Below are 23,944 nucleotides of genomic sequence, written 5' to 3' on the forward strand. Positions count from 1 at the left end.
TTTGATTAATAGAATTTATATTAAAAATTGTCTTAGTTTTAAAGAAGTAAATCTAGAGTTTCAAAAAGGTTTGAATATTTTCAGTGGTCCTAGTGGAGCAGGAAAATCTGTTTTAATGCAAGAGATTTTAGCATTATTTGCTTTTAATGATGTAAAAAGTGAATTAAGTGAACTTGAATTTACAAATAATAGTTTAGAAGATTTTACATATGGAATTGAAATTGGTGATGATTTAATCATAAAAAACATCAAAAAAGAGAAAGTAAGATATTTTTTAAATAATCAATCAATATCAAAAAAGAATTTACAAAACATCTCTTCGAAGTTGATAAAACAATTAAATTTAAAAGATACTAGTGATTTTGAAAGTCAAAGAATAATAGAGTTTTTAGATAGGTTATCTTCAAAAAACAGTATAGAATTCAAAAATATAAAAAAATTATTTGATGATAAATTTAAAGAGTTTTCTAGTATAAAAAAAGAGTTAAATAAACTATACGAAGATGAAAAAAAAATAGAAGATTTAAAAGATTTTGTAAAATTTGAGATAAAAAAAATAGAGGATATTGATCCAAAAGAGGATGAATATGAAAAACTAAATTCTATAAAAAAATCTTTAGCAAAAAAAGAAAAAATAGAAAAAGCTATGAATAGAGCAAGTACAATTTTTGAATTAAATAATAGCGTTACTGATTTATTACAGCTTTTAGAAATAGATTCTACATTTTTTGATGAAGCTATGAATGAACTAAATAATATTTTTGAAAAATCAAGTGATAGTTTAAATGAGCTTGACGATATAAATATTGAGGAAGTTTTAAATAGAATTGAAAAAATATCTAGTTTACAAAAGAGATTTGGTTCGATTAAAGAAGCTTTAGAATATAAAGAAGAAAAGAAATTAGAGTTAGAATCTTATATGAATATATCTTTTTCTAAAACTCGTTTAGAAAAAGAGTTCTCTTCATTAGAAATTGAAATTCAAAATATAGCTCAACAAATCAGCGAGTTTAGAAAAAGTAGCTTGCTTTTATTAGAAGATAAGATTAATTATTATTTAAAGTTTTTATATTTAAATAATGCAAAAATAGATTTAATTAACAAAGAGTTAGATTTTACAGGAATGGATGAAATATTATTTGAGTTAAATGAAGTTTCTCTTGATACTATTAGTTCTGGTGAGTATAATAGACTTAGGCTTGCTCTTTTAAGTGCTATTTCAGAGTTTGATATTGGAGAAAATGGAGTTCTGTTTTTAGATGAAATTGATGCAAATTTAAGTGGAAAAGAGAGTGATGCAATATCAAAAGTATTAATATCTCTTAGTAAAAATTATCAAATTTTTGCAATTTCACATCAACCTCAATTAACATCAAGTGCAAATCAGCATTTTTTAGTTGATAAAAAAGATGGAGTTTCGACTGTAAAATTATTAAATAGTAGTGAAAAAATAATTGAAATTGCAAGAATGATTAGTGGTGAAAGTGTAACAAATGAGGCTATAGAATTTGCAAAAAATCTTCTGAAATAATAATCAAATATATCTTTCTCCTATTTTTCGCTATAATGAGAAACGACCAAAAAATCTGGAGAAACGATGTTTAAAAACTTGTCATTAAAATCGAAAGTTTTAATCCTATCATTTGTTACCATAATTGCTATATCATTTGCAATAGCAGTTGATGCAATATACTCAATTAAGAGTTTTTCAAATGAGAGTATTGAAAGTTATAAAAAAGAGGCTTACGCAAAAAAAGAGCAAGAGTTACAAAATTATGTATCTTTGGCGATAAAAACTGTTGAAGCTTATCATTCTAGAACATCTACTGATAAACTTAAACTAGAAGTTCAAGAAGAACTTGTAAAACAGACTAATTTTTTGTTTTCTATATTAGAGGCAGAGTATGAAAGAAATAAGAATTCTCTTTCTGAAGAAGCTTTAAAAGATAGATTAAAATCTATTGTAAACGCTACAAGATATGGTAAAACAGGATATTTCTGGATAAATGATTTTGATGCTGTTGTTTTAGTGCATCCAATAAATCAAAAACTTAACAATCAAAATATGCATGATTATAAAGACCCAAATGGAAAACAAATTTTTAAAGAATTTGCTGATTTAGCAAAGAAAAGTAAAGAAGGATTTGTTGACTATGTATGGCCAAAACCAGGATTTGATAAACCACAAGAAAAAGTATCTTTTGTAAAGCTTTTTAAACCATATAATTGGGTTATCGGTACTGGAGAGTATGTTGATAACTTGACAGCAAAAATTCAAGAAGAAGCACTAAAGACAATTTCAGAAATGAGATATGCTAATAATGACTATTTCTGGATAAATGATTCTAATCCAAAAATGATAATGCATCCAATGAATCAAAAATTAAATGGTTCAGACTTGAGTTCTTATGTAGATCCGTATGGTACAAAACTTTTTGTTGAAATGGTAAAAGTTGCAAATGCAAAATCTGAGGGTGGACTTGTAAAATATTATTGGGATAAACCAAATAAACCAAATGATCCAAAAGCTAAATTTTCATATGTACAAAAATTTGGACCATGGGATTGGATAATTGGAACAGGTGCCTATGTTGATGACATTGAAACTCAAATAGCTTCAATGGAAGATAATACTGCAAAAGAGATAAATACAATAATCTTTAGTATTGCTATTTTTACTTTAATATCAATAATTATTGCTTCAATAGTTTATAATATTTTTATAAAACAAACTTTGATTAGACCTTTAGAAGATTTAGATGAAGCGATTATAAAAATCAAAAATGCTGATGGTGAAACTGATCATATTGAAAAAAAATCAAATGATGAGATAGGTAAAGTTGTTGATAGTTTCAATAGTTATATTGCATCATTAAAAGAAGGATATATAGAGGATTCTAAAGTTATTGCTAATGTTGAAGAAGTAATTGAAAAAGTAATAAATGGTTTCTATGTTTATAAAGTTGAACAAAATTCTTCAAATCCTCAAATTAGAAAATTAAGAGATTCTATAAATACGATGATTGAAAGAACAAACCAAAACTTAGTTGGATTAAATAACATATTGATTGAATATGGTAATTCAAACTTTTCTATTGGTGATTCAAAAATTGATACATCAAAAGTTAATGGAATTATTTCTTCTTTAGCTGCTAGTACGCAGTTAATTGGAGTTACAGTTTCAGAATTCTTATCTATGATTGTTGGAAGTGGTAGACAGTTAAATGAAGATACAAATACTCTATCTCAAGCAGCAAATAGATTATCTGCTTCAGCAAATGAGCAAGCTGCTTCGTTAGAAGAGACAGCGGCTGCAATAGAAGAGATTACGTCTATTGTAAAATCAAGTGTTCAAAAAACAACTCAGATGTCAACTTTAGCTAAGCATTTACAACAATCTTCGATGGAAGGGGAGTCTCTTGCTACTAAGACAAATTATGCAATGGAAGAGATTGATAAGCAAGTAAGATCAATAAATGAAGCAATAAGCATAATTGACCAAATTGCTTTCCAAACAAATATTCTTTCATTAAATGCAGCTGTTGAAGCTGCAACTGCAGGAGAAGCTGGAAAAGGATTTGCAGTAGTTGCACAAGAGGTAAGAAATCTAGCAGCTAGAAGTGCGGAAGCTGCAAAAGATATTAAAAATATTGTTGAGATTGCAACTTCAAAAGCAAATGAAGGTAAAGATATTGCAAATGAGATGATAAATGGTTATTCAACATTAAATGCAAAAATTAATGAAACAATAAATCTAATTGAAGATGTATCTCAAGGTAGCAAAGAAGAAGAAAAAGGAATTATTCAAATAAATGATACTATAAATATTTTGGATAAAGCTACTCAAGTAAATGCAAATCAAGCTACAGTAATTAGTGATTTAGCAAGTGAAGTTGCGAATTTATCTACAAATCTTCTAAAAATTGCTGATAGAGCAAAATTTAAAGAATTTAGTCATAAAGAGATAGAAGATATAGATTTAGTATTTAAAGTTTCAAAATTAAAAAATGATCATATTAGATTTAAACTTGTAAATTTTGATAAAGTAGGGCAAACAAAAACTGCATGGACTGTTACTAAACCAACTGATTGTGATTTAGGAAAATGGATAGCAGAGCAAGAGAGCTTAAATAATCCATTTACAAAAACTCAAAACTGGAAAGATCTAAAAGTAAATCATGAAATAGTTCATAACAGTGTTCAAAAATATATAAATGAAGATTGTAAAGACAATGTAGATAATGAATTATTAAATACTTTATCTAAAGAGCTTGATCAAGCAACTTTTGAAGTATTTAAATCTTTAGATCAATTAAAAAAAGATAATATACTTGAACAAAATAATTTTTCAAAACCAACTATAGAAAACAAACAAAATATTGAGATAAAATCTTCTAAAATAGAGTTGAAACCTCAAGAAAAAACTACTAAAGTTATAGCTTCAAAAACAAATGATGATGAGTGGGAGAGCTTTTAAGCTCTACACTTATTCTACAAAATATTCACAAACAAAACATTTATTAAAAAATAGATATAATCTACACTTAATTTAAATAAAAATATATAAAAATAATCAAAGGAATTTTATGAGTAAGCAAAAAGTTGAGTTGCTTAGCCCAGCTGGAAATTTAGAAAAATTGAAAATAGCTATAAATTATGGAGCAGATGCTGTTTATGCAGGTGTTAGCCATTTTAGTTTAAGAATAAGAGCATCAAAAGAGTTTACATTTGAAACTTTTAAAGAAGGAATAGAATATGCACATGCTAGAGGTAAAAAGGTATATGCAACAATAAATGGTTTTCCTTTTAACTCTCAGATAGAATTATTAAAAAAACATATAGCAACAATGGCGGCTTTAAAACCAGATGCTTTCATAGTTGCTGCACCAGGTGTAGTACAATTATGTAGAGAAATAGCACCAGAAATTGATATTCATTTATCAACTCAAGCAAACGTTTTAAATTATCTTGATGCAAAAGTTTATTGGGATATGGGAGTTAGAAGAATAGTTGTAGCAAGAGAGATATCATTAAAAGATGTAGTTGAAATAAAAAAATATCTTCCAGATATGGAAATAGAGATTTTTGTTCATGGTTCTATGTGTTTTGCTTATTCAGGAAGATGTTTAATTAGTGCTGTTCAAATGGGAAGAGTTCCAAATAGAGGAAGTTGTGCAAATGATTGCAGATTTGAGTATACTCTTTATGCAGGAAATGATGATCATGGAACACTATTTAGACTTGAAGAAGAGCCAGGAGTTGGAACATATATTTTTAATTCAAAAGATATGAATTTAGCTTCTCACATAAAAGAAATTTTAGATAGTGGTGCAGTTGATAGTTTAAAAATAGAAGGAAGAACAAAATCTCCATATTATGCTGCAGTTACAGCAAAAGCTTATAGAGAAGCTATTGATGATTATTATGATGGAAAATTTGAACCTGAGAAATACCAAAGAGAGTTACATACTACAAAAAATAGAGGCTTTACTGATGCTTATTTAATTCATAGACCATTTGAAAAAGTAGATTCTCAAAATCATGATTATGCTTTAAGTAAAGGAAGTTACGAAGTAACTGGTCTTGTAACAGAAGATGAAGAACATTTTTATTGTAAATACAAAGTTTATCCAAATGAAGATATAGAAATTTTTACTCCCCATAATACAGTTTTACAAGAGTGTGATAATGAAATAGGAAAAGTGTTCAAAAAAGAAGATGGACTTTATTATATAAACTTTAAAAAGATTTTAACAGATACAAATAAAGAGTTAGAAAGCGTTCACAGTGGAAATGTGAATAAAATAAAACTTCCTTGTAAATTGCCATATTTAACAATGTTTAGGATAGAAAATACAGAGACAAATATTGATTAAGTTACAGTAAAATGATTTTCTTTAGAGTTACAAATAATATAAATATAAAAACAACAGATGGTTCTTTAGTGAAGTATTTCAGATTTAAAGCACCGGCTAGTTTACCTAATGAAACAGTTTATATTTCTACTTATGATGATTATTGTGATTTAAATGCAGTTTTTGGAAGAATAGATAAAAGCAAATATTTCACAAAAATCTTAAATGAAGATAATGTAAGATCAAATAAAGATTTCCCAATTGAGCTTGGGATTTCAACAAAAAATGAATTTAACAGAGATAAAAATCAAAGAGCAGAAGAGTTTATTAATTTAGATGCTGTTGATTTATATAAACAAGTAAAATATACAAATAAAGATAATATAAAAGTTGCAATAATTGGTGGAATGTCTACGGGTATTGGTAAAACTATTGCGTCTTGTACTGCTTTAAGAATTTTGCATCAAAAACTAAGTGAAATATTTAAAAGTGTAAAAATTGATATATATATTAATGCTTCAAATAATAGTTATTTTACTAGGGATAAAGATATATATAAAACACAAGATTATTTGAATGATATTTTACCTTTAAGTATAACTACAAAACAGCTTTGTGAATATGATTATTTTATTGATAATAGTGTTGATTTTACTAAACTTTTAGATTTAAATTATGTTGATGCTTGGCTTTATAAATTTGGAATTAATTACAAAAAAATTAGTCCAGAAGAAAAATATAACTCTTTGGAAACAAAACATTTTAATATAGATTCAGGCTTAAAGAATAAAATTTCTGAAGCAAAAAGTAGAGGAAAACTTTTACTTTTCCATCCTTACAGTGCAAATATAAATAAATCAATTCCACAAATAATAGCTATTGATTTATTAAAAGAACTTCTTTTAAAATTGGAAGATTATACTGTTGTAACTACTCTTCAAATTGATTTAAAAATTAAAGCTGATAATCTATTAGACTTATCAAAAGATTCTAGAACAATAAATGATTTTATATATATTATCTCTTGTATGGATAAAGTAATAACTACAAATACATCAGCTTTTCATATATGTGATGCTTTTATGATTCCAACGATTACTTTTTTTGTTGAAGATAATTTTGAAGAGATAAGTAAATATTATAAATATAATAATTCTATTTATTTAAAAGATCAATCAAAAAATTTATCAAAATTTATTTATGAAAATGAAGTATTAACAATCTACAAGTTAGAAGCCTGGAGAAGTTTGAAAGTTTCGAAGATTATAAAGTTATTAGAAAAAATTTGATATAATCTGCGAATTTAAAAAATTATAAAGGTAAAAAAATGAAATTCGTTTCGATAATAATGGGTAGTAAATCTGATTATGAAATTATGAAAAATTGTGCTGATACTTTTGAACAATTCAATGTTAAATATGAGTTAATTATATCTTCTGCTCACAGAAGTCCTGAAAGAACTAAAGAGTATGTAAAAGAAGCTGAAGAAAAAGGTGCAATTGCTTTCATAGCAGCAGCTGGAATGGCAGCACACTTAGCAGGAGCATTAGCAGCAACTACAACTAAACCAATCATTGGAGTACCTATGAAAGGTGGTGCAATGGATGGTATGGATGCTATGCTTTCAACTGTTCAAATGCCTGCAGGTATGCCTGTTGCTACTGTAGCACTTGGAAAAGCTGGAGCTATAAATGCTGCTTATTTAGCAATGCAAATCTTAGCAATTAGTGATAAAGATTTAGCTGTTAAATTAAAAGAAGATAGAATGGTTAAAGCTAAAGCTGTTGAGAGTGATTCTAAAGATATTGAAGTAATTCTATAATGAAGCCAATTGCACTATTTACACTACCTAATTGTAAATGGTGCAAAGAGGCCATTATCTACTTAAAAAGTAAAAAACTAAAATTTAATCAAATTGATTTAACAAAAAATGCTAGTGCTTTAAAAGATTGTCAAAAAAGATGTTCCGGTGCTCCAGTTATTCTAATTGGAAATAGTTGGATTTGTGGTTTTGACAAAGAAAAAATAAATAAAGAGTTAGGAATAAAATAAAATGCTTACTTTTTCACAAATGTTATTAAAACTTCAAGAGTTTTGGGCAAAAGAAGGGTGTAATATTGTTCAACCATATGATATTCCAGCAGGGGCTGGAACTTTTCATCCAGCTACACTTTTAAGAAGTTTAGATAGCACTCCTTGGAGTGTTGCTTATGTTGCACCTTCAAGAAGACCAACAGATGGAAGATATGGTGAAAACCCAAATAGATTAGGAAGCTATTATCAGTTTCAAGTATTAATAAAACCAAGTTTAGAAAATATTCAAGATTTATATTTACAATCTTTAGAATATTTAGGTTTGGATTTAAAAAAGCATGATATTAGATTTGTAGAAGACAACTGGGAATCACCAACTTTAGGAGCTTGGGGATTAGGATGGGAAGTTTGGCTTGATGGCATGGAAGTTACACAATTTACATATTTCCAACAAGTTGGAGGTTTGGCTTGTGATCCTGTTGCTGTAGAGATAACTTATGGAACAGAAAGACTTGCTATGTATCTACAAGGTGTTGATACTGTTTTTGATATAGTTTGGAATGAAAATAAATTTGGAAAAACAACATATGCAGATGTTCATAAAGAAGGAGAATATCAATTTTCTAAGTATAATTTTGAAGTAGCAAATACAACTAAATTATTTAGAGATTTTGAAGAAGCGTTTAATGAATGTAAAGCTTGTTTAGAAGCAAATCTTCCGCTTCCTGCATATGATCAATGTATGGTAGCAAGTCATGCTTTTAATACATTAGATGCTAGAAAAGCAATAAGTGTAACTGAAAGACAAAATTACATTTTAAAAGTACGTGAACTTGCACAAGCTTGTGCTGTTATGTATAAAGAACAGGAAGAATCAAGACTTAAAAGAGTAGGAAGATTATAATTTGAAAATAAGAGATATCTACGAGTTTTTGAATTCTTTTAGCCCATTTGAACTTCAAGAAAAATGGGATAATTCAGGACTTATTGTAGGAAATATGAATGATACTTTTGAAAACTTGTATTTGAGTATGGATTTAGATTTAGAGTTAGTAAAAAATTTAAAAGAAAATTCTTTAGTAATTACTCATCATCCATTGATTTTTAGTGGATTAAAAAAAGTAAACTATGATACATACTCTTCAAAAATTTTAAAAGAGCTTATAAAAAAAGATATCTCTTTAATTTCTATGCATACAAATATAGATAAAACACATTTAAATAGATTTGTAACAGAAGAAATTCTAGGATTTAAAATAGAAAATCAAAATGAGTTTATTGCAAATTGCAGTGTTGATATGAGTTTTGATGATCTTTTAAAGCATTTAAACAAAAGATTAAATTTAAAACATATAAAGTTTGTAAAAATAAAAGAGTATATTAAAACTTTATCGATTTGTACAGGTTCTGCAATGAGTTTAATTGATGCAGTTGATACAGATTGTTTTATAACAGGTGATATAAAATATCATGATGCTATGGAAGCAAAAGCTAGAGGTTTGTCTTTAATTGATATTAGACATTATGAGAGTGAAAACTACTTTAATATACTTTTAGAAGAACTATTAAAAGAGTATTTGAAAAAAAATAAATTAAAAGCTATAATAACAGCTTCAAAAAATCCATTTGAGTTTTTTATAGAAGGAGAAAACATTGAATAAGTATTTAGAGGATTTAATAAAGTTATCAAAGTATGATACAAGTATTAGTCAATTTGAACCAAAAATTGAAAATCAAAAAGCAAAGTTAGCAACTTTTGTTGAGACAGCTGAAGCTATAAAAGTAGGTATTAACTCAACATATTTAGAAATTGATGATTTAAAATCAAAAAGAACAAAAAATAATATTCACTTGAGTGAATTAAAAACAAAATTAGACTCAATTGCTAAAAAAAATAAAGATGTAACAAATGAAAAAGAGTTAAAAGCTTTACAATTAGAAGAAGAGATTGCTAAAGAGCAAGTTAGCTTTGCAAATGAAGAGATTGAAAGACTTGATAAATTAACTGCTGCTAAAGAAGAAAAATTAAAAGAATTTCAAGAAAAATTAAAAGTAGAAGAAGAAGATATTAAAGAGATTAGAGTTGTTGTTGAAGATACAATTGCTCAAATTAATAATGAAAGAAATGAAGTTTATGCAAAAAGAAGCGAATTATTAAGTCAATTTGATAACAAAATTTTAACTTTCTATGAAAAAATAAAAAGATGGGCAAAAGATACTGCGGTAGTTCCTGTAAAAAAACAAGCGTGTTACGGATGTTTTATGAAAATAAATGATAAAACTTATGCTGAAGTTTTAAGAGGAGAAGAAATTGTAAATTGTCTTCACTGTGGAAGAATTCTTTATAAAGGTGAAGAAGAAACAGTTACAACAGAGGCTTAATTTGAGCCTCTTTGCTCTTTTTTATAATTTTATTTTAATTCTAATTTATATACTTTTTATTCCATATTTATTATATAAGTCAAGAACTAAAAAATATAAGCTAGCTATTCCTGCAAAGTTTTTTTTAAGAAATAACCCAAAATTTGATTTAAATGGTGTTTGGTTTCATTCTTGTTCTATGGGTGAAGTAAGAGCAATTAAACCATTAATAAAAGAGTTTGAAGATGAAGCCAATATTAGTGTAATTACAAATACTGGTTTTGATGAAGCAAAAAGTATTAGTTCAAATGTGAGATTTTTGCCTTTTGAATTCTTCCTACCATTTTGGATAACTAAACAAAAAGTTTTAGTAGTTATGGAAGCTGAACTTTGGTATATGCTATTTTTAGTTGCTAAGAAAAAAGGTGCAAAAACCTTACTTATAAATGCAAGAATTTCTGATAAATCTTATAAATCATATTTAAGATTTAGATTTTTTTATAAAAAGATATTTTCAAATATAGATAAGGTTTTTGCACAAAGTGAAATTGATAAAATAAGACTTTTACAATTAGGTGCAAAGGATGTTGAGGTTATTGGAAATATAAAATTAGCTCAACTTCCACAAAAAAAGCAGAACTTTGAAAAACCTGATGGTATAGTAATAACTGCTGCAAGTACCCATGAAGGTGAAGAAGAATTAATATTGTCTGCTTTTAATAAAGAGTTTGGGAAACTAATAATTGTTCCTAGGCATCCTGAAAGATTTTTAAAAGTTGATGAGTTAATTAAAAATTATATCAAAGGTAAGAATATTTCCTATCACAAATATAGTATTAAAGAAGATTTTAGCAGTGATATTGTTTTAATTGATAAAATGGGGATTTTAAATGATATTTATGCAATAAGTGATATTACTATTTTAGGTGGAGCATTTGCTAAAGTAGGGGGACATAATCCAATTGAACCTGCTTATTTTGGAAATGTGATAATTAGTGGAAAAAATATTTTTAATCAAAAATCACTTTTTGAGTGTATAAAAAATTATTATTTAATAGAAAATTATGAATTAAAAGAGTATTTAAAAAAAGCGGGTACTCTTTTAAAACCAGAATTAACAAAAGAAGGTTCATTTGAACCTATAATTAAGGAGATGAAAAAATGGCTGTAGAATATGATAAAGCTTATAAACTTTTAGCAATTCAGGAAAAAATTTCTAATGCTAAAGCAAAAGATTTGATTGATAGAGGATTAGTAAAAGTTGGTGATAAAAAAGTTATGATTGCTAGGGGAGAAATTAGAACAGATACAAAATTTAACGTAAAAGAACTAGCAAAAACAAAAGTTATTTTTGAAGATGATAATATTTTAGTTGTTGATAAACCAGCATTTATTACTGCTGATGAAGTTGCAAAAACTTTTAAAAATGCAATACTTTTAAATAGACTTGATAAAGAAACAAGTGGTGTTATGATGTTTGCAAAAAATGAAGATTTTCAGAAAAAAGCTATTAAAGAATTTGCACAAAATAGAGTTTATAAAGAATATGTAGCAATTGTTGAAGGTAAAGTTATTGAAGAAATAGTTATTGATAAACCTATTATTACTATAAAAGATAAAGGTGTAGCAAAATCAAAAATTGATAAAAATGGGAAAAGTGCAAAAACAACTGTTTATCCACTTTTAGTAGAGGGAAATAAATCAAAAATAAAACTTGTGATAGAAAGTGGAAGAACTCATCAAATTAGAGTTCATTTGAATTCTGTAGGTTTACCTATAATTGGAGATGCTATTTATGGAAGAACAGCTTCAAATGTAAATAGAGTTTTATTACATTCTAAAATTACAAAAATCTTTGATTATACTTTTGAAGCAAAAGAACCAAAAGAATTTAAAGTATATGATTTTAGCTAATATTAAGTTGTTTAGAAAGCAAAAGCTCATTTTAAAGGGCTTTCGAGAAAAAAATAAGCTAAAACAAAACTTAAAATGATGATATTGATTAATCTATTTTAAAGTATAATTTAAATAAAATCCAAAAATAAAAAATATGGAGAAGTATCTTGTTTGATTCAATAACGGGCTCGCTTAGAGGAATAATAGGAAAAATTAGACATCAAGATGATGTTGCATCACTTAGCAGAGCTATAAGTGAACTAAAAAAAGCTTTCTTAAAAGCAGATGTTCATCATAAAACTACTAAAGACCTATTAAATGCTATTGAATTAGAAACTAAAAAAATTGGAATTGGTCAAGATAATTTCATAAAAGTGTTAAAACAAGAACTAGAAAAAGTTTTAACTGCTAATGGAAATCAAGGATTTGTATTTTCTTCTACTCCTCCTACAGTTGTTTTAATGACAGGACTTCAAGGAAGTGGTAAAACAACAACAACTGGAAAATTGGCAAACTATTTAAAAACAAGAAAGAAAAAAGTTTTAGTTGCAGCTTGTGATTTACAAAGACTTGCAGCAGTTGAACAGTTAAAACAGATTGCTAAACAAATTGATGTTGATATCTATTTTGATGATAATGAAAAAGATCCTATTAAAATTGCTCTTGCTGCTAAACAAAAAGCTACAAGAGAGTTATATGATGTACTTTTAGTAGATACTGCTGGAAGACTTGCAATTGATGAAGAGTTAATGCTTCAATTAAAAGATATAAAAAATGCTATTAATCCAAATGAAATTTTTTATGTTGCAGATGCTTTAACAGGTCATGATGCTACAAAAACTGCGACAACATTTAAAGAAAAAATTGGAATAGATGGAGTTATTCTATCAAAATATGATGGTGATACAAAAGGTGGAGTTGCTTTAAGTATCGCAGATCAAGTAAATGTTCCTCTTAGATTTATAGGTATTGGTGAAAAAATGCCTGATCTAGAAGTTTTTATTCCTGATAGAATTGTTTCTAGACTTTTGGGTCTTGGAGATATTGCAGGCCTTGCTGAAAAAACTGCAAATATAATTGATGAGAAAAAAGCAAAAGAAGTTAGTAAAAAGATTAAAAAAGGTGAGTTTAATTTTAATGACTTCTTAGAACAACTATCAATGATGAGTAAATTAGGAAGCTTAAAATCAATTATTGGAATGATACCTGGTATGTCTGCTATGGCACCAGCTTTAAAAGATATGGATTTCGAGAACTCAAAGGAAATTATTAGAATAAAAGCACTTATTAGTTCTATGACACCAAAAGAAAGAGAAAATCCAGATTTACTAAATCCTAGTAGAAAAAAAAGAATATCTATGGGGTCAGGGCTTAGTGAAGTTCAAGTAAATAAAATATTAAAGCAGTTTAAAAATGCTTCGAAAATGGCTAAACAACTTTCAAGTAAAGGTGGAATGAAAGGTTTACAAAATATGTTGTCTCAAATGGGACCAAATGGAATGCCAAAAATTCCAAGATAACAATAAAAATAGTATTGAGCTGTAAACTTATTGGAGTTTAGAATTCAATACTATAAATTAAAAAAAGGAAAGAAAACATGACAGTGATTAGATTAACAAGAATGGGAAGAAATAAAAAACCATTTTATAGAATAGTTGTAACAGATTCAAGAAAAAGAAGAGATTCAGGATGGATTGAATCAATTGGTTACTTTAACCCAGTTGTTGAGCCACAAGTTCTAAAAATTGATGAAGATAGATATAACTATTGGTTAAGTGTTGGTGCTAAACCATCAGAAAAAGTTAAAAAATTAGCTTCAAGATAATATTTTAGATTAAATATGATAATAAATTTTATACAAAACTATGCAAAACTAATTGTTGCAGTACCAGAAGATGTTGTTGTTACAAAAGAGCAAATAGATGAAAATTTTGTTGAAATTACAATAAGTGTAAATAGTGTTGATATTGGAAAACTTATTGGAAAAAATGGAAATATGATAAATGCTCTTAAGACAATAGCAAATGGATGTAAAGCTAAAGATGGAATATCTTATAAAATACAAGTAGTTACAAAGTAGATGAATAAAGTTTATGTTGCAAAGCTAGGAAAAGCAGTAGGTCTTCAAGGTCATTTAAGACTTTTTATTGACTCTGATTTTCCTGAGCAATTTAAAAAAGGTGCTATTTTTACTACAAATAGAAATTTGATTTTAAAAGTTCTTGAGTGTAATTTAAATAAAGATTTAATAAAGTTCGAGGATTATGAAGATGTAGATTTAGCAAAAAAACTTACAAATAGTGAACTTTTTACAACTGAAGAAGCTACTAAAGAATATTGTAAATTAAAAGAGAATGAATTTTTTTGGTTTGATTTAATTTCTTGTGAAGTTTTTGAAGATGATTTAAAATTAGGAAAAGTAAAAGATATTCATAGGTATCCACTAAATGATTATCTTGAAGTTGAGACAGATTTTAATCTTGTAGAAAGAAAACTCCCAAAAAACTTCTTAATACCGCATATATTTGGTGATTTTATAGATAAAGTTGATATTGAAAATAAGAAAATATTTGTAAAAAATTCTTTTGATATTTTAGAAAATTCTTAATATTTTCTATTTAGTAATTACATCGTTTATTAAACTCTTCTTTAGTCATTTCAAGTTCATATGCTTGTGAAAAACCATTTTTAATAAGTTTATTTAATAATTCTTCTCTTGTTTCATTATTTTCAAATGGACCGTAATATAATTCAATTCTATTTAAATCATCTCTACAAAGATGAATATTAGGATTAATATTCGTAGCTTTGTCTAAATATTTTTTATACAAAGTCCCTTTTATTTTAGCTACATTTATCAATTTTAAAAATGCTGTATCACTGCTATTTGTAGCTTTTGTTTCATCTTCTATAACTTCTTTGTTTTGAGTTATATTTTCAATTTGTTTTTCATCTTGCTTATTTTCTATTCTATTATCTTCTTCTTTAAAAATTTTATCAGGAGTAAGATTTGTATTTTGAGCTTTTAACAATTCTTCTTTTGCAAGTAGTGCTTCTTCTTTCAATGCTTCAAGTTTCTTCATTTCTATTTCTAATTCAATTTTCTTTTCTTCTAAAGATTCTTTTTGCTTTAAAACCATTGCTTCTTCAATTTTAAGTGACTCTTCTTCTATTCTTTTTTGTTCTTCAAGAATTCTCCTTGTTTCTTCATTTTCAACTATATTATAACTTTCATTTACAATATGCTTATTTGTTAAAGCTTCTAGTTGTTCATTTAATTTTTGAGAATTTATACTACTTAAATCAAATTTAACTTCTGGCTCACTCTGTTCTGGAATTGTTTCTTCTTTTGTAGCTAAATTTGTTTCTTGAATAGGAGCCTCAACTACAACTTCTTCTTTTGGTGTTAAAATTATTAAAGAAATACCTATAACTAGTAGTAAAACTAATAAAGCAATTACTGAAATAAGAATAACTTTTAAAGAAGGTTTTTTAAATTTCTTATTTGGAGATATAATCTCTTGTTCAGCTACCTTTATCTCTTCATTTTCTTGTGCCATATTCTACTCACTTTGTTTGCTTTATTTTTTTTATTCTCTGATAATATTCTTGTCTATAAGCTTTTAACTCTTCTTTTTTTTTCTCTCTATATTCTTTATCATATCTTAATCTTTTTTCTTTGTTTTGCTCGTAATACTCTTTTTTATCTTCTTTGTACTTTTCGATTTTTTGTACTATTGATTCTTTTCTTTTATCAACATACTCTTTTTGTTTATGAGCTATTTCTTTAATTTTAATTAAAAAATCACCATTTTCAAATTCTGCTTGATAATCATATACTTGCTTTTTTATTTTACTCTTTTGATAATAAGCCTTCTTTTTTTGCTTATGAGCTAGAAAGTTTTGTTCTCGTCTTTTTTTTAACTCTTCTAAATTCATTTTAATAAATTAAAATTAATTTTTAAGTCTATTTACAATATCTAGCATATTATCAGCTGTAGTAATTGCTTTAGAATTTGCTTCATAAGCTCTTTGAGCAGTAATTAAATCAACCATTTCATTTACTAGTTTAACATTTGATAATTCTATCATACCTTGTTGAAGGCTTCCAAATTGTTCTGTTGTTGGATCTCCTTCAAGTACCTCTCCAGATGCATCACTTTGCATAAAAAGTGATTCTCCAAGAGGAATTAAACCTGCTGGATTTATAAAATCTGCTAAAGTAATTTGACCCAACTCAACTGTATCACCAGTTTGTGCATCAGTTGCTGTTACAAGACCGTCTTTTCCTATTGTTAAATCTCTAGTATTATCTGGAACAACAATTTCAGGAGATAAAGTGTAACCATTTCCATTTACAATAGATCCATCAGCATTTAGTTTAAAATTACCATTTCTTGAATAAGCAACCTCACCACTAGGAAGAGTTATTTGAAAAAATCCTTTTCCTTGTATAGCAACATCAAGTGGATTTGAAGTAAGTTTCATATCCCCTTCAGTAAAGTTTTTCTGGATATTTGAAATTCTTACTCCCAGACCAACATCGATTCCAGTAGGATTTAATGTAGTTTGAGTAGTTTGTCCTGCTGTATAGTTCAAACTCTCATACATCAAGTCTTGAAACTCTGCTCTATCTTGTTTAAAGCCTGTTGTATTAACATTTGCAATATTGTTAGATGTAACATCAATTTGATGTTGCATAGAGTTCATTCCCGTTGCTGCTGTGTATAATCCTCTAATCATAGAAAATCCTTTTAATTACGTATCTTTAATTATATTTCAGCAATGTTTAAAAGTTGATAAAGTGATAAATTATTTTAAATAATATTAAGTAAAAATTTAAAACAAATTCTATATAATGCATAATTATTGAAAATTATACACTTACAAAATAGAGGAAAAAAAGAATGAAGATTCTAATAGTTGATGATAGCTCTACAATGAGAAGAATTATCGGAAATGTAGTTATGCAATTAGGATTTGGAAAAGATAATTTTGATGAAGCTGAAGATGGTGTAAAAGCTTGGAAACTTCTTACTGAAGCTCATTATGATGTTATTTTAACAGATTGGAATATGCCAAATATGAATGGACTTGAGCTTGTAAAAAAAATAAGAAGTGAGGGAACACATCAGAAAACTCCGATTATTATGATTACAACTGAAGGTGGAAAAAATGAGGTTATAACTGCTTTAAAATCGGGAGTTAATAACTATATAGTTAAACCGTTTAGTGCAGAAGTTCTAAAAGAAAAGCTTGATGGAGTTTTAAAAAAATAAATAAGGTTTTATTATGAGTATGAGTCAAGAAGAAATCGAAGCTTTAATGAATGGTTTAGATATCGTTGAAGATAAATCTGAACCTGAGGCAGTAGAGATTGAAGAACCTATAAAAGTTGACACAAAAGAGATTGAAGAATTAATTTCTCAGACAAAAGATATTGATGCTGCTAATGAAGATAATAGAGTATTAACTAATACAGATGAAATAGAGAATCTTTTAAAAGATATTGAGTCATCGTCTGTTTTTGAAAATGAAGAAGATGTAAAAGAAGATTTTCAAGAAAATATAAAATATGAAGATTTTTCTGAGCAAAAGAATCAAATAAGCGAGGATGATATTGTGAAAAATTGGACATCATCTAAGATAAAAGAAGGAATTATTCCAACTCCTGCGCATAGTGATACTAAAGTAGTGAGTCAGTTAACTCAAGTAGCAAATGATTCTGAAGAAAAAGTTTCAAAGATATTCGATGTATTAAGTTTAGCTTTAGATAACAATAATGTAGTTAGAAATAATTTTAAAGAGTGCGAAAATTATTTAGAATCACAGGCATCTTTATTAAATAGTTTGAGTAAAAAGTTTCCTAATATTAAAGTCTTTTCTGAACATTTAGAAAATATGAATAAGATAAATGAATCAATTGGAAATTTAAAAAATGTATTAAATGATGAAGATAACTCTATATTCCAAGCTATGGAGTTAATGCAGTTTAATGATATAAACAGACAAAAAATAGAGAGAGTTATGTTTGTAATCAGAAAATTATCTCTATATTTAAACAATCTTTTTGAAGATGGAGAAAATACAAAGTTTACACCTGTTGCTAAACATATCCATGGTGATAATAATGATGATTTAGCTGGAGATGATTTAGATAAATTAATAGAAGAATTTTCAAAAAATAGTTAGGAGAGGTTTATGAATCAAGGGGTTTATCCATTAGCAGCTTCAATGATTAATCAAATAAATAGATTAGATCAAATAAGTAATAATTTAGCTAATACGAATACTTACGGTTTTAAACAAGAGGGGACTACAGAAACAACTTTTAATTATTATTTAAAAAGAGCACAAGAGTCAAATGAAAACCCAACAAAGGTAAATGTTGTAACAAATAATATTCCAAAAATTGATTCCAGATATATAAATGGTGAAATGGGACCTATTATAATGACTGGAAACAATTTGGATTTTGCATTAAACGATCCTGATACATTTTTTAAAATTCAAAATGAAAAAGGTGATATAGTATATACAAGAGATGGTGCATTTAAAAATTTAGATGGATTTTTGGTTGATAGTAATGGAAATAACGTGTTAAACCAAGATAATGAACCAATTGTAATTGAAGATGGTTTTGTTGCTCAAATAGGTGTTACAAGAACACCATATACAAATCTTGATAAAATAGGTAATAATACTTATATGCCAAAAAATCAAAATGAGTTGGAAGTAATTGAAAATAATGATAATATGATTGTTCAAGGAGCAGTTGAGAGTTCAAATGTTAATTCTGTTTCAGCTATGGTTGAATTAATAGATGCTCATAGAAGATTTGATCAATCACAAAGAGCTATGAAAAGTATAGACGAGATAAATGCTGGACTTATAGATAAAATTGGAGGAAATACTAGATAATGAACGCAAGTAAAATATCGGGTACTCTTTTTGAGCAATTAAATTTTAGAGCTGAAAGACAAAAAGTAATATCTAGTAATATTGCGAATGTAAATACTCCTGATTATAAAACAAAAGAGTTGGTTTTTGATGATGAATTAAATTTAGCTATGAAAAACTCTTTACAAATGAATCAAACAAATAGAATGCATATGAATAATATTGATATTAATTCAAGATTATCGAATCCAAGATTAGTTGAAGTAAAAGGTTTACAAGAACAGAATGATGGAAATAATGTAAATTTAGACTCACAAATAAGTGAGCAATCTAAAAATAAAGTTATACTTGATGCAATTCAAACAGCAATCAAAAGAGATTCAAGATTATTTAGAAATATGATTGATTCATCTTCAAAAATTTAATTTAATATAGGGTATTTATGGATCAACTTTTAAAGTTTGTAAATAATTTAAATACAGCTCAAAGAGCAGTAATAATTGGAGGAGTCTCTTTATTATTTATAGTATTAGTTGGTTTCTTAGTATATTCAAATATTAAAGCTGAGGATAAAAAGCTAAATTATACAATAGCTTCTAATCTTACAAAATCTCAAGTTATGTTGGCAAGTGAAGAACTTGAAGCAGCAGGGATACAATTTTCTGTTATAGGAACAGGAAATAATTTAACTCTTAAAACTTCAAAAGAATTTGTAAATATTGCAAAAATAAAATTAGTTACAAGTGAAGCAGCAACAAGTAAACATGTAGGCTGGGAAATCTTTGAAAAATCATCATTGGGAACTACTAATTTTGAAAATAAAGTAAAATATTTAAGAGCTTTAGAAGGCGAACTTAGTCGTTCATTAGAAGCTTTAAATGGTGTATTAAAAGCAAGTGTTAAGATAGCCATACCAAAAGATACTATATTTACAGAAAAAAAAGGTTTAACTACAGCTTCTGCTATTTTATCAATTAAACCAGGTATTTTTTTAACACAAAAACAAATAGATGGTATTAAAAATTTTATAGCATCAGCAGTTCCTGATTTAAAGCAAGAAAATATTCAGTTAATAGATCAAGATGGAAGTTTACTTGAACTTTCTAATGAAGATGAAAATAACCAAAAATCAATAACTCAAACAAAATATAAAGATACATTAGAAGAGGATTACTCTAAAAAAATAGTAGCATTACTTGAACCATTTGTAGGTGTTGGAAGAGTTGTTGCTAAAGTTACTTTATCTTTAGATTTTATTAAAAAAGATATTGAAGAAGAGATTTATAATCCAGAGGGAACTATAAGATCTCAACAAGTAATAGAGAATAATAGTTCAGCACAAGGAATGCCAAATAATTCAGGTGGAGTAGCTGGAGTTGATAATAATATTCAAGAACCAGCAAATGCAAATGGTGGTTCAAATATTGCTTCAAATACAGAAGGTACAAATACTGTAACGAACTATGAGATATCTAGAAAATTTGTATCTCAAAAAGATTACAATTATACAAATATAAAAAGAATTACTGCTGCTGTTACATTTGATTCTAGTGTTTTAAAAGATATCCCAAATAAAGATGAATTTATAGCTTCTCTTGAATCAATAGTTCAAAATACAATTGGATACGATCAAGCTAGAGGAGATCAAGTTACTGTTAAAGATTTCAAATTTATTGGAGTTAAACCTTTAGAACAAGTTGAACAAGTAATTGATGAAAATGGTAATGTTGTTGTTAAAGACAGTGAATCTGTTGATACTTTAAGTCAAATAAAAGCATTTTTGCAAGAGTTTGGAGATTATATTCAATATCTAATAGCAGCAATATTGCTATTTATATTCTACAAAAAATTTATAGCTTCAAATGAAATAGTTGTTTTGGGAGATGGAGTTACAAATTCTAAAGGAAAAGGTTCTAAAAAGCAATCAGGTAATGATGATGGACTTATTGATGATATGCTTTCAAATTTAGAACAGGAATTTGAAATAAGTAGTGCTCAAGGTAGACTTAAATCAAAAGTAAAAAGTCAAATATTAAATAATATTGATGGTCTTGATGAAGAATCTGCAGCTAAGTATGAAGTATTTATCGAAGAATTAGACAAAGAAATAAATAATAATCCAGCAGAAGTAGCAAGAATGATAGAGTTGCTATTAACTGAAGGAAACAATAACTTCAGAAAAAGGTAGAAAATGACGAGAGTACTTGAAGATGACATTCTAAGAGGAATGTCAATGATGGAAAAAGTTGCAAGATTCTTTGTTTTAATAGGTGAAGATTCAACTGTAAAAATTTTTCAACATCTACCAAAAGAGTTAGTTGAAGCTATATCAACAGCAATTACTCAAATTTCATCTATAAATAAAGATGTTTCATTAGCTGTTTTAGAAGAGTTTCATCTTTATACTAGAAGTAAAAGTTTTATTAGTTCTGGTGGATATGATTTTGCAAAAGATATTTTATATAAATCTTTAGGAAAAGAAGAAGCGGATGAGGTCCTAGCAAAACTTTCAAGAATGAAATTAGCTTCTCAAGCTTTTGCATATCTTGATGGAATAAATCCAAAACAGCTTAGTGATTTTATAAAAGATGAATCTCCACATACAATAGCTGTTATTTTAGCTCATATGGATCCTTCAAAAGCATCTGAAGTTTTAATGCAATTAGATGAAGAAGTAAGAGTAAAAGTTACAATTCAAGTTGCTACAATAAAGGACGTTTCACCTGATGTTGTAAGAACAATTTCATCTGTTTTAGAAAAGAAACTAGAGTCTTTATTATCTTCAATTGTTGATGTTGGTGGTGTAAGAGTTGTTGCTGATATGTTAAATAAGATGGGACCAAAAGCACAAGATATACTAAAAAATATAAATGGTATTGATACTGTACTTGCAACAAAGATTAAAGATAATATGTTTGTATTTGAAGATTTATTGAATTTAGATGCTGAATATATTATGAAAATATTACAAGGTGTTGAATCTACTGAAGTTGCAATTGCAATGAAAAATACAACAGAAGAACAAATAGAAAAAGTTACAAGTGCTATGAGTCAAAGAGTAAAAGAGAGATTTTTAGAAGAAAGTGAGATGTTAACAAAAGTGAAAATTAAGGACATAGAAGCTGCTCAAAGAAAAATGCTTGATATTGCACAAAAGATGATAGAAGAAGGTATTATTGAAAGAGAGAGCAACTAATGGCTGATAATGTTTACTCAAATGCAAAAGTTATAAATAATGAAGAAAATATACAAAAATTTGAGTTGGGAACATTTGTAAGTAATGGTATTGAATCAAGTATTGTAGAAAATTCAAATACAATTTTAAATGATAAAAATATAAATGGAAGAGTTGATCCAGTTTTATTAGAAATAAGAAATATAAATGAAAAGTTAAATCAAATTTCAGAAAAAGTTATAAGTATTGAAAATGATGGTATAAAAGGTAAAGATATAGATGCCCAGGTTGTCCAAGCAATAAAAGATTTAAAACAGTATGCTGCTTTTTTTGAACAAGCAACTTTTCAAATGGAAACTAAATTATTAAAGACTTCTATCGCATTAGCACAGAAGATAATTTCTATAGAAGTTGGAGAAAATTCAGCAAAAATAGCAAAGCAGACAATAATATTTTTATTAGAAAAAATAAAAGCAGCGTCTAAAGTACAAATACATTTAAATCCGAAAGATTATGAAATTTTAAAAAATGAATTAAATTTAGAATCGTTTATTGAATTGTTAAAAGATCCAAATGTTGTTGCAGGTGGAGTGGTAATTGCAAGTGATTTAGGTAATTTTGATGGAAGCATAGAATCTAAAGTTTCTTCAATGCTTGAAACCTTAGATTTAGTAATATAAATATTACTTAATAACGAAAATTATGATATAATTTAACAAATGTTAAAAAGAGTTTAAATGGAAATTAGTGAAAGAGATTATGATTTACTTGTAGATACCGAAATAGTTGTAGATGTTATGCTAGGAAGTACAAATATAAGTATTGGAGAATTTATTAAGCTAACAGAAGGTGATATAGTTTCACTACATAAGCCAGGTGGTTCAGGTGGTGAGATTTATGTTAATTCAAGAATTATTGGAACTGGTGACATTATAGTAATGGATGACAAATTAGCAGTTAGAGTTCAAGATGCTATGGATTCAGATAATGTTGTTCGATATTTCTTTGAAGAACATATGATTTAAGGAGGATTAAAATGGCTGAAATTAGTGGTGTAAGCACAAATACTGGAATTGATGGTAGTACATATACGTCAAGTGTAAGCAATGACTCTCTTTCTACAAATGATTTTTTAAAATTGATGATTCAAGAACTTAAGCTTCAAGATCCAACAAAACCTATGGATTCTGCAAGAATGCTTGAAACTCAAATGCAAATGTCAACATTAAATTCGAATATGAGTATGGTGAAAACTCTTGAATCAATTCAAAAAGCTTTTACTCAATCTTCAATATCAACGGCAACTGGAGTTATAGGAAAGCATGTTGAAAATGGAACTGTAGCAGAAGATGGAGTTACAAATAAGGCATTTATTGTAAGAAGTATTGAAAATATTGAGGGTGATATAAAAGCTACTGTTCAAAGAATGTTATATTTAGAACAAGTTGTAACAATTCCAGATCCATCTGATTCATCAAAAACTAAGATGGTGAATTATGATGCATCTGGATATATTTATAATGACGAAGGTAAGAAAACAGGTCAAAAAGTAGCTTTATCTGATCCAGGAACACCTCTTGTAAAAGAAGGAAAACTTGTGATATTAGATGAAGATGGTAATGAAGTTTCAACTCATGATTTTAAATTAAGTGGACAATCTATGCCAGTTTATTCTGATGCTACAGAGCAAATTCCATTTTCTTCAATTACTAAGATTTTTTAG

Annotated in this window: 27 protein-coding genes; 24 read left to right on the forward strand and 3 right to left on the reverse strand. The window is 27.2% G+C overall.

Translation table 11 applies throughout. The annotated features are described in order from the left end of the window. The first annotated feature begins 1 nt into the window (after position 1). From ACBT_RS03065 to rimM, 15 genes are all read left to right on the forward strand, one after another. Positions 2 to 1,531: an AAA family ATPase gene (locus tag ACBT_RS03065; RefSeq protein ID WP_024775539.1), complete on the forward strand. Its 1,530-nt coding sequence runs from the start codon at positions 2 to 4 to the stop codon at positions 1,529 to 1,531. A gap of 66 nt (positions 1,532 to 1,597) precedes the next feature. Further along, positions 1,598 to 4,477, forward strand: coding sequence for a methyl-accepting chemotaxis protein (locus ACBT_RS03070; RefSeq protein WP_024775538.1), 2,880 nt, complete (start codon positions 1,598 to 1,600; stop codon positions 4,475 to 4,477). Between the two features lie 109 nt (positions 4,478 to 4,586). Then, entirely contained in the window at positions 4,587 to 5,876 is a 1,290-nt protein-coding gene (locus ACBT_RS03075) for a peptidase U32 family protein (RefSeq protein ID WP_024775537.1), read from the forward strand. A gap of 11 nt (positions 5,877 to 5,887) precedes the next feature. Next, entirely contained in the window at positions 5,888 to 7,144 is a 1,257-nt protein-coding gene (locus ACBT_RS03080; protein ID WP_024775536.1) for a hypothetical protein, read from the forward strand. A gap of 38 nt (positions 7,145 to 7,182) precedes the next feature. Beyond that, positions 7,183 to 7,677 (forward strand): 5-(carboxyamino)imidazole ribonucleotide mutase, encoded by a 495-nt coding sequence (purE, locus tag ACBT_RS03085; RefSeq protein WP_024775535.1) that lies wholly within the window; start codon positions 7,183 to 7,185, stop codon positions 7,675 to 7,677. After that, positions 7,677 to 7,907 (forward strand): glutaredoxin domain-containing protein, encoded by a 231-nt coding sequence (locus ACBT_RS03090; protein ID WP_024775534.1) that lies wholly within the window; start codon positions 7,677 to 7,679, stop codon positions 7,905 to 7,907. Before purE ends, ACBT_RS03090 begins: the two co-directional genes overlap by 1 nt. 1 nt (position 7,908) lies before the next feature. Next, positions 7,909 to 8,793, forward strand: coding sequence for a glycine--tRNA ligase subunit alpha (glyQ, locus tag ACBT_RS03095; RefSeq protein WP_024775533.1), 885 nt, complete (start codon positions 7,909 to 7,911; stop codon positions 8,791 to 8,793). Position 8,794: 1 nt separating this feature from the next. Beyond that, positions 8,795 to 9,550, forward strand: a complete 756-nt coding sequence (locus ACBT_RS03100) for a Nif3-like dinuclear metal center hexameric protein (RefSeq protein WP_024775532.1) — start codon at positions 8,795 to 8,797, stop codon at positions 9,548 to 9,550. Then, positions 9,543 to 10,271: a zinc ribbon domain-containing protein gene (locus ACBT_RS03105; RefSeq protein WP_024775531.1), complete on the forward strand. Its 729-nt coding sequence runs from the start codon at positions 9,543 to 9,545 to the stop codon at positions 10,269 to 10,271. The genes ACBT_RS03100 and ACBT_RS03105 overlap by 8 nt, the downstream gene beginning before the upstream one ends. 1 nt (position 10,272) lies before the next feature. Beyond that, positions 10,273 to 11,421 (forward strand): lipid IV(A) 3-deoxy-D-manno-octulosonic acid transferase, encoded by a 1,149-nt coding sequence (gene waaA, locus ACBT_RS03110; RefSeq protein WP_024775530.1) that lies wholly within the window; start codon positions 10,273 to 10,275, stop codon positions 11,419 to 11,421. Then, positions 11,412 to 12,164: a pseudouridine synthase family protein gene (locus ACBT_RS03115; protein ID WP_024775529.1), complete on the forward strand. Its 753-nt coding sequence runs from the start codon at positions 11,412 to 11,414 to the stop codon at positions 12,162 to 12,164. The genes waaA and ACBT_RS03115 overlap by 10 nt, the downstream gene beginning before the upstream one ends. A 149-nt stretch (positions 12,165 to 12,313) precedes the next feature. Continuing rightward, on the forward strand, positions 12,314 to 13,666 hold the full coding sequence (gene ffh / locus ACBT_RS03120; protein WP_024775528.1) for a signal recognition particle protein: 1,353 nt from the start codon (positions 12,314 to 12,316) through the stop codon (positions 13,664 to 13,666). A gap of 77 nt (positions 13,667 to 13,743) precedes the next feature. Continuing rightward, on the forward strand, positions 13,744 to 13,971 hold the full coding sequence (gene rpsP, locus ACBT_RS03125) for a 30S ribosomal protein S16 (protein ID WP_024775527.1): 228 nt from the start codon (positions 13,744 to 13,746) through the stop codon (positions 13,969 to 13,971). 15 nt (positions 13,972 to 13,986) lie between these two features. Continuing rightward, the gene (locus ACBT_RS03130; RefSeq protein WP_024775526.1) at positions 13,987 to 14,226 is read left to right on the forward strand and encodes a KH domain-containing protein; all 240 of its coding nucleotides are present in this window, start codon (positions 13,987 to 13,989) and stop codon (positions 14,224 to 14,226) included. Next, positions 14,227 to 14,754 (forward strand): ribosome maturation factor RimM, encoded by a 528-nt coding sequence (gene rimM, locus ACBT_RS03135; RefSeq protein ID WP_024775525.1) that lies wholly within the window; start codon positions 14,227 to 14,229, stop codon positions 14,752 to 14,754. Positions 14,755 to 14,764: 10 nt separating this feature from the next. Here the strand turns inward: rimM and ACBT_RS03140 are convergent, their stop codons facing one another. The 3 genes from ACBT_RS03140 to flgG are packed head-to-tail and all read right to left on the reverse strand — an operon-like array spanning position 14,765 to position 16,889. After that, positions 14,765 to 15,706 (reverse strand): hypothetical protein, encoded by a 942-nt coding sequence (locus tag ACBT_RS03140; protein ID WP_024775524.1) that lies wholly within the window; start codon positions 15,704 to 15,706, stop codon positions 14,765 to 14,767. Between the two features lie 7 nt (positions 15,707 to 15,713). Beyond that, positions 15,714 to 16,085: a hypothetical protein gene (locus ACBT_RS03145; protein WP_024775523.1), complete on the reverse strand. Its 372-nt coding sequence runs from the start codon at positions 16,083 to 16,085 to the stop codon at positions 15,714 to 15,716. 15 nt (positions 16,086 to 16,100) lie between these two features. Then, positions 16,101 to 16,889: a flagellar basal-body rod protein FlgG gene (gene flgG, locus ACBT_RS03150; protein ID WP_024775522.1), complete on the reverse strand. Its 789-nt coding sequence runs from the start codon at positions 16,887 to 16,889 to the stop codon at positions 16,101 to 16,103. 164 nt (positions 16,890 to 17,053) lie between these two features. On the opposite strand from flgG, the gene ACBT_RS03155 reads away from it, so the two are divergent. From ACBT_RS03155 to ACBT_RS03195, 9 genes are read left to right on the forward strand one after another with little or no spacing between them, the layout of a single operon-like run. Then, complete coding sequence (locus tag ACBT_RS03155; protein WP_024775521.1) at positions 17,054 to 17,425, forward strand: response regulator; 372 nt, start codon at positions 17,054 to 17,056, stop codon at positions 17,423 to 17,425. Between the two features lie 13 nt (positions 17,426 to 17,438). Then, positions 17,439 to 18,338, forward strand: coding sequence for a hypothetical protein (locus tag ACBT_RS03160; RefSeq protein WP_024775520.1), 900 nt, complete (start codon positions 17,439 to 17,441; stop codon positions 18,336 to 18,338). 9 nt (positions 18,339 to 18,347) lie between these two features. Then, positions 18,348 to 19,067: a flagellar hook-basal body protein gene (locus tag ACBT_RS03165; RefSeq protein WP_024775519.1), complete on the forward strand. Its 720-nt coding sequence runs from the start codon at positions 18,348 to 18,350 to the stop codon at positions 19,065 to 19,067. Beyond that, positions 19,067 to 19,471, forward strand: a complete 405-nt coding sequence (gene flgB / locus ACBT_RS03170) for a flagellar basal body rod protein FlgB (protein WP_024775518.1) — start codon at positions 19,067 to 19,069, stop codon at positions 19,469 to 19,471. The genes ACBT_RS03165 and flgB overlap by 1 nt, the downstream gene beginning before the upstream one ends. A gap of 17 nt (positions 19,472 to 19,488) precedes the next feature. Beyond that, positions 19,489 to 21,234: a flagellar basal-body MS-ring/collar protein FliF gene (gene fliF / locus ACBT_RS03175; protein ID WP_024775517.1), complete on the forward strand. Its 1,746-nt coding sequence runs from the start codon at positions 19,489 to 19,491 to the stop codon at positions 21,232 to 21,234. A gap of 3 nt (positions 21,235 to 21,237) precedes the next feature. Continuing rightward, positions 21,238 to 22,242 (forward strand): flagellar motor switch protein FliG, encoded by a 1,005-nt coding sequence (gene fliG, locus ACBT_RS03180; RefSeq protein ID WP_024775516.1) that lies wholly within the window; start codon positions 21,238 to 21,240, stop codon positions 22,240 to 22,242. Further along, positions 22,242 to 22,901, forward strand: coding sequence for a FliH/SctL family protein (locus ACBT_RS03185; protein ID WP_024775515.1), 660 nt, complete (start codon positions 22,242 to 22,244; stop codon positions 22,899 to 22,901). Before fliG ends, ACBT_RS03185 begins: the two co-directional genes overlap by 1 nt. Before the next feature lie 57 nt (positions 22,902 to 22,958). Then, a complete protein-coding gene (locus ACBT_RS03190; RefSeq protein ID WP_024775514.1) occupies positions 22,959 to 23,246 on the forward strand; it encodes a FliM/FliN family flagellar motor switch protein in 288 nt (95 codons plus the stop codon). 11 nt (positions 23,247 to 23,257) lie between these two features. Next, complete coding sequence (locus ACBT_RS03195) at positions 23,258 to 23,944, forward strand: flagellar hook assembly protein FlgD (RefSeq protein WP_024775513.1); 687 nt, start codon at positions 23,258 to 23,260, stop codon at positions 23,942 to 23,944.

It is taken from the genome of Aliarcobacter cibarius (genome assembly GCF_013372265.1).
GTDB classification, from domain to species: Bacteria; Campylobacterota; Campylobacteria; order Campylobacterales; family Arcobacteraceae; genus Aliarcobacter; species Aliarcobacter cibarius.